Source organism: Acinetobacter brisouii, from assembly GCF_008993995.1.
Lineage (GTDB): Bacteria > Pseudomonadota > Gammaproteobacteria > Pseudomonadales > Moraxellaceae > Acinetobacter > Acinetobacter brisouii_A.
The window spans coordinates 1-6,850 of the sequence record NZ_BKNN01000083.1 but is presented as its reverse complement, the minus strand read 5'-3'; the positions used below and the strand labels follow the sequence as shown (position 1 = coordinate 6,850).

At 37.4% G+C, this 6,850-nt stretch carries 7 protein-coding genes; all 7 read left to right on the top strand.

Annotated features, from left to right (window positions below; translation table 11 throughout):
• The first annotated feature begins 16 nt into the window (after window positions 1-16).
• The 7 genes from GBN19_RS13700 to gcvH all read left to right on the top strand — a co-directional run bounded on the left by GBN19_RS13700 (window position 17) and on the right by gcvH (window position 6,689).
• Window positions 17-349, top strand: coding sequence for a metalloregulator ArsR/SmtB family transcription factor (locus GBN19_RS13700; protein WP_151778522.1), 333 nt, complete (start codon window positions 17-19; stop codon window positions 347-349).
• Window positions 350-603: 254 nt separating this feature from the next.
• Window positions 604-1,776, top strand: coding sequence for a serine/threonine transporter SstT (sstT, locus tag GBN19_RS13695; RefSeq protein WP_151778521.1), 1,173 nt, complete (start codon window positions 604-606; stop codon window positions 1,774-1,776).
• Window positions 1,777-1,799: 23 nt separating this feature from the next.
• Window positions 1,800-2,471: a YoaK family protein gene (locus tag GBN19_RS13690; protein ID WP_151778520.1), complete on the top strand. Its 672-nt coding sequence runs from the start codon at window positions 1,800-1,802 to the stop codon at window positions 2,469-2,471.
• An 18-nt stretch (window positions 2,472-2,489) separates the two neighbouring features.
• Window positions 2,490-3,029 carry a DUF2058 domain-containing protein gene (locus GBN19_RS13685; protein WP_151710467.1) on the top strand — a complete coding sequence of 180 codons (540 nt, stop codon included), beginning with the start codon at window positions 2,490-2,492 and terminating at the stop codon, window positions 3,027-3,029.
• A 107-nt stretch (window positions 3,030-3,136) separates the two neighbouring features.
• Window positions 3,137-4,426 carry a mechanosensitive ion channel family protein gene (locus GBN19_RS13680; RefSeq protein WP_151778519.1) on the top strand — a complete coding sequence of 430 codons (1,290 nt, stop codon included), beginning with the start codon at window positions 3,137-3,139 and terminating at the stop codon, window positions 4,424-4,426.
• Window positions 4,407-6,239 carry an ABC transporter ATP-binding protein gene (locus tag GBN19_RS13675; RefSeq protein WP_151710465.1) on the top strand — a complete coding sequence of 611 codons (1,833 nt, stop codon included), beginning with the start codon at window positions 4,407-4,409 and terminating at the stop codon, window positions 6,237-6,239. The genes GBN19_RS13680 and GBN19_RS13675 overlap by 20 nt, the downstream gene beginning before the upstream one ends.
• 75 nt (window positions 6,240-6,314) lie before the next feature.
• On the top strand, window positions 6,315-6,689 hold the full coding sequence (gene gcvH / locus GBN19_RS13670; RefSeq protein WP_151778518.1) for a glycine cleavage system protein GcvH: 375 nt from the start codon (window positions 6,315-6,317) through the stop codon (window positions 6,687-6,689).
• Window positions 6,690-6,850 lie beyond the last annotated feature (161 nt).

The window sequence follows — 6,850 nt, the reverse complement described above, 5'->3', positions numbered from 1 at the left end:
TATATAAGGGGGAAAAATGAACGAACCACTCGATATTCATGTGATTCGTGAGTTATCCGATGACATCGTAAGTGTACTTAAATCACTTGCTAATAAAGATCGCTTGCTAATTCTGAGTTTATTGCTGAATGAAGAGCTCAATGTCTCTGAAATTGAAGCAAAAAGTGAGATTTTACAGCCGACTTTATCTCAACAATTGATGATTTTACGCAAAAATAATGTGGTCACTACACGTCGTGCAGGTAAACAGATTTTTTACTCAATCAAAGACCAGCGCTTTGTTAAAATCTTAAATGATATTTATCAATTCCATTTTACTCATCCTGTCGCCGTGTTAGCAACAAGCTAACTATTAATTAGCTAAACAGTAATTTTTTGTTTACTTTCCAAGCAAAACGATTTTTTACAGATTTTACTGTTTAGCTAAAAAAATATTTAAAAAATAAAACCTTACAAAAATATAAATATCAATTAAATTCATAAAAAATCATCTTTTATAGCAGTAAAAATGTAATATCTTGTATTTTTTCTATAGAATAGCCAACCTGTATTCAGAACCTCAATTGGTCTTTTAAGGCTCTCTTATGCTAACAGTCAAGTCTTGTGACTCGGATTGTCATTGCGATTATTTTAGGGGTCGCTGTTGCGCTACTTTTCCCTAATGCTACGCCATACCTTAGCTTGCTTGGCGATATTTTTATTAAGGCATTAAAATCTGTTGCACCTATTTTAGTGTTTGTCTTGGTTATCTCTTCGATTGCCAACTTCCAAGCAGCTCAAAGTGCTAAAAATTTTAAACCTGTTTTAATCATGTACACCACTGGTATGCTTTTAGCTGCATTGAGTGCTGTGATTGCTGACCGTTTATTTCCAACCACATTAATTTTGCATCTTGCAAGTGATCAATCTTTACAACCCCCAAGTAGTTTAAGTGTTGTACTGAAAAACCTCGTACTTAGTTTTGTTTCCAATCCTGTTGTGGCTTTAAGTGAAGCGAATTTTATTGGAATCTTGGCTTGGGCTTTGATTTTAGGGGTTGCTTTTCGTCATAGTAGCCATTCAACCAAAACTTTTTTACACGATAGTGCCGAAGCGATTGGTCGAGTGATTAAATTGGTGATCAGTTTTGCACCGATTGGTATTTTTGGTTTGGTTGCGGTCACATTCGCTAATTCGGGATTAGATACGTTAGTGAGTTACACCCATTTATTGGCTGTTCTCTTGGGTACGATGTTCTTTGTGGCTTTTGTCATTAATCCAATTATGGTGGCAATCGTGATTAAAGGTAATCCATATCCGTTGGTATTTAAATGCTTGCGCGAAAGTGGCATTACTGCATTTTTTACACGAAGTTCTGCGGCCAATATTCCTGTCAATTTAGACTTGGCTCGTCGTTGTGGTGTTGATGAATCTACTGCGAATGTGGTTATTCCTTTAGGTTCAACGATCAATATGTCTGGTGCAGCAGTCACAATTACGACTTTGGCATTGGCGACGGTCAATACTTTAGGTATTCAAACAGATCTTACGACAATGCTGATTTTATGTGTAGTTGCAACGGTTTCTGCATGTGGTGCTTCGGGTGTTGCTGGTGGTTCTTTATTGCTTGTCCCTGTTGCATGTGGTTTATTTGGTATTTCCTCTGAAGTTGCCATGCAAGTTGTTGCGATTGGTATGGTGATTAGTGTACTGCAAGATTCAACTGAAACAGCACTCAACTCTTCAACCGATGTGTTATTTGTAATTGCAGTAGATCAAGGGTATAAAGAGAAATAAATTCTCTGTTCCTATGAGTGTCTATGCCATTTCAAACATTACCTGTTTGGGTTCAGCTCGGTGCATTTTTTCTTGCCTTTAATGCAGGTATGATGAATGCACTTGGGCTACTGAGTATTTGGCATCAAACTGTTTCTCACATGACTGGCAATGTCAGTATGTTGGCAATCGCCATTTTGCATGGGCAATCTATGCAAGCCATTTATGGCATTTGTGTCATCACCAGCTTTGTGCTCGGGTCACTCTATAGTGGTTATATCTTAGGAAGTAGCCACTTTCAGTTGGGTCGACGTTATGGCACTCCCCTTAGTTTATCAGCGCTGTGTATTTTTTTATGCTGGTTACTCATTCCCTATTATCCACGTTATGCACTCCTTTGGGCATGCGTTGCGATGGGAATGCAAAATGCGATGGTCAGCCATTATAAAGGCGCCATTATTAGAACCACGCATTTAACGGGTTTACTAACTGATTTGGGTTTAAATCTGGGCTATCTGTTGCGTGGTCTACCTGTTGAAAGACGCCGTGTTGTATTATTAATTGTTATTTTAATGGGGTTTTTATTTGGAGGAATTCTTGTGACATGGCTCTATCCTTATTTAAACTTACATACTTTCCTGATACCTGTGTGTTTAAGTTTGGCGATGAGCCTAACTTATTGGACACTGTACATTCGTAATCAGTTACATCACTAATTTTGTTGGATTTATCTCATGGTTAAAAATGCTTTACAAGCACAGCTACTCAAAGCGGGTTTAGTCGATAATAAAAAGGCAAAGAAATTAAGTAAGCAAGCGCAGCACGAACAACGTACTGGACAAAGTCATGAAGCTGAATTAAAAGCTAAAATCGCACAAGATCAACAGCATAAACAAGAGAAAGACCATGCTTTGAACTCTGAGAAGCAGCGTCAGCTTGAGGAAAAAACCTTAAAAGGCAATATCATACAAATGATTAGTCAGCATCAAGTGAAAGATACTGAAGGCGATATTGCTTATCAATTTATTGATGAAAATAAGATTAAGAGAGTTTATATCAATCAGCAGATTTATAATGCATTGGTTGCTGGCAGTTTGGTGGTTGCCAAAGACCAAGAACATTATGCTTATCTGCCAAAGGCTCTGGCGGAACGTATTGAACAAAAAATGTCAGGTTTTATTTTATGGAAGAAATCTGAAGACAACAATCAGCAAACCACAGATGAAGAAGATCCATATGCTGCATATGTTATTCCTGATGATCTGATGTGGTAAGTCTGTAACATAATCATTATAAAACGTTTTTTTATTTTAAGTAGTACTAGGCCTTCCTGCGAATCGCATTACAATGGGAATCATTTTCAGTAGAAGGCTTAGGTATTTTGTTTAATTTTTCTAAGTTTATTCAAGATTTACAAGAATGGGCGAACCAGTTCCCTTGGATTGAGATGCTTAGTGGTTTAAGCCTTTTGATTCTATCTGCATTTGTGGCAAATTTTATTGCCAAGCAAGTTGTGGTTCGTGGCATACGCAAGCTGTTATTAAAAATGCCATTTGCCAATAATTCTATACTTGCTGAACATAGTGTCATTCAGCGTTTTTCAAATATTGTCCCTGCTGTCATTATTATGAACGGGATTGATACGGTTCCGCATCTTTCAACCAAATTGATTTATTTGGTACAAATGCTGTCACAAGCATTTATTTTCCTCAGTATTGCATTGACCATTAGTGAAATTCTCAATGTATTAAATGCGCTTTATCAACGCAATCCAAATGCCAGAAACAAACCCATTAAAGGCTATTTACAACTGGTTAAGCTCATGCTGTTTTTGGTCTGTGGCTTGATGATTTTAGGTACTTTCCTTAAAAAAGATGTGTTTACCCTACTGGCTGGCTTTGGTGCTATGGCAACGGTACTCATGCTAGTATTCCAAAATACTATTTTGTCTTTGGTTGCCAGTGTACAAATTTCTTCATATGACATGATTCGGATTGGTGATTGGATTGAAATGCCGTCATTAAATGCCGATGGTGATGTTATTGATATGTCACTACATACCATTACCGTACAAAATTTTGATAAAACCATTACGACCATTCCAACCAACAAATTAGTCACCGATACATTTCGTAACTGGCGTGGCATGACGCAGTCTGGTGTACGACGTATGAAACGCGCACTATATATTGATCAAAGTAGTGTGCATTTTATGAGTTTTGAAGAACATGAGAAATTAAAAAGCTTTCTATTGCTCAACCATTATCTCAATACAAAAGAAAATGAACTGGAGCAATTTAATCATCAACTGTCCAACCAGTCTGAATATAACCAACGCCGTCTAACCAATTTGGGAACATTTCGAGCGTACATTAATTTTTATTTGCGCCAGCATGAAGGTATTGCACAAAATCAAACTTTAATTGTGCGTCAGTTACAGCCAACCAACTTGGGAATTCCAATGGAGATCTATGCATTTACAGACACCACAGTTTGGTTACAATATGAGAATATTCAAGCAGATATTTTTGATCATTTAATTTCTATTTTACCTGAATTTGGTTTAAGAATTTATTTTTTAAATAAGCATATTACATTTTCCTCAAAGCACTTTTTCGGTTTTAATATAGTCATAGCTTTGGAGAAAATGTATGTTATTGAAATGGTTTGAACAGCGTGTAGATCCCTATCCTTCTAAAAATCTAGATCAACCATTACCGAAAGATTTCTTCCCGTTTGTTTGGCAATGTGCTGAAGGTTTAAAACATTATCTGATTATTTTGGTGATGTTAACCGCAGCAACTGCCAGTTTTGAAGCGTTATTTTTCTCACAAATTGGACACTTGGTCGATTGGCTCAGCCAAAGCCATCCCAATCAGTTTTTTCAGCAGCACGCAAAACAACTGCTGATGCTGGTCGGGGTTTTAGTGGCCAATATTATGTTTGCAACAATGCAATCTATTATCCGCCATCAGATTTTGTTTAGCTCATTTCCAATGCGCCTCAGATGGCGTTTTCATAATTTAATGATGCAGCAAAGTCTGGATTTTTTCTCGAATGAGTTCTCAGGGCGTTTGGCTGCCAAAATTATGCAAACAGCACTTGCTGTACGCGAATTTTGGGTCATTTTGGGTGATATTTTAGCTTACGTGATCATCTATTTTATTTCTGTCAGTTTGATGCTTGGAAATGTTGCGCCCAGTTTATTAATTCCGCTGTTTGTATGGCTAGGACTATTTGTACTCGCTGCAACTTTCTTTGTACCGCGTATGATCCAAATCTCAAAAAAACAAGCCGATGCGCGTGCTGTAATGACGGGTCGTATTACCGATGCCTATACCAATATTCAAACGGTTAAATTATTTGCACATACTCAACGTGAAAGTCAGTATGCCAAAGCATCTATGCAAGAATTTATGGTCACTGTCTATAAGCAAATGCGCCTTGCAACATTGTTTGAACTGAGTTTAAAACTGCTGAGCGCCGTTCTGTTTATTGGTGTGTTGGGTACAGCAGTTTACTTATGGACACTCGGACAAGTCGAGCTAGGTATTATTGCAGCAACAACTGCCATGATTTTAAAACTCAACAGTTTAAGTGAATTTGTCATGTGGCAGATTTCCATGCTTTTTGAAAATATTGGCACAATTCAAGACGGAAAAAATACCCTTGCCCAAACAGTTTCAATTGTTGATCCGCCGAATGCTCAACCGTTACAACTCACACAAGGCGGAAAAATCGAGTTTAAAGACGTTTGTTTTTCATATAATCAATATCGTCATGTCATTGATCATTTCAATTTAACGATTCAACCAGGTGAAAAAATCGGAATCGTTGGTCGATCAGGTGCAGGTAAATCTACACTTATTCAATTATTGCTACATTTTTATGATATTCAAAAAGGTGCCATCGAAATTGACGGGCAAAATATCGCTGAAGTCACACAAGATAGTCTAAGACAACATATCGCATTAGTGACACAAGATACATCGTTACTTCATCGCACTGTTGCCGACAATATCCGTTATGGACGCAATGATGCCAGTGACGAGCAATTTGATTATGCTATTGAAAAAGCTAAGGTTAAAGAATTTATTGAGGCTTTGTCTGACGCCCGAGGTCGTAAAGGCTTAGAGGCTTATGTCGGTGAGCGCGGTGTTAAGCTCTCAGGTGGACAACGTCAACGTATTGCGATTGCACGTGTTTTTCTAAAAGATGCTCCGATTTTGATTTTAGATGAAGCAACCAGTGCGCTAGATTCAGAAGTTGAAGCAGCAATTCAATCGAGTCTAAACGATCTTATGGCAGGTAAAACGGTTATTGCAATTGCCCATCGCCTATCTACAATTGCTAAAATGGATCGAATTGTTGTTCTTGATCAAGGGCAAATTGTTGAACAAGGTTCACACACAGAACTTCTAGAAAAACATGGCATTTATGCTCAACTCTGGCAACGCCAAACTGGCGGTTTCTTGGTAGATTAAGTATTTTTAACTTTTGTTTTTGAAAAAAAACAGGTATAACTCACTGCAATCATTGATTTTAATTATGGAGTTGTTATGAATCATCCAAATGATTTGAAATATGCAGCATCTCATGAATGGGCACGTATTGAAGGTGATCTTGTCGTTACTGGTATTACAGATCATGCACAAGATGCTTTAGGTGATTTGGTCTATGTTGAAGTTCCTGAGCTTGATCGTCAACTAGATGCTGGTGAACAAGCTGGTGTTGTTGAATCTGTAAAAACAGCTTCTGACATTTATGCGCCAATTGCAGGTGTTGTAGTTGAAGTTAACCCTGCTTTAGAAGATGAACCAGAATTGGTCAATAATGATCCATATGGTGCAGGTTGGATGTATAAAATTAAACCTGATAATATCGCAGATGTAGAAAAATTGCTTTCTGCTGACGAGTATGAAGAAGGTTTATAATTTTATAGACCGATAAAAAAGCACAGATTTTTCTGTAATGCCAGTCAGTTAAGCAAAAAAATGCAAATTGCTGTAAAAATGAGTGTATGCAAATACACTCATTTTTTTTATGAATTTATCACATCATTTAGATTTAACACGCCAACAAACATTACCCTCAC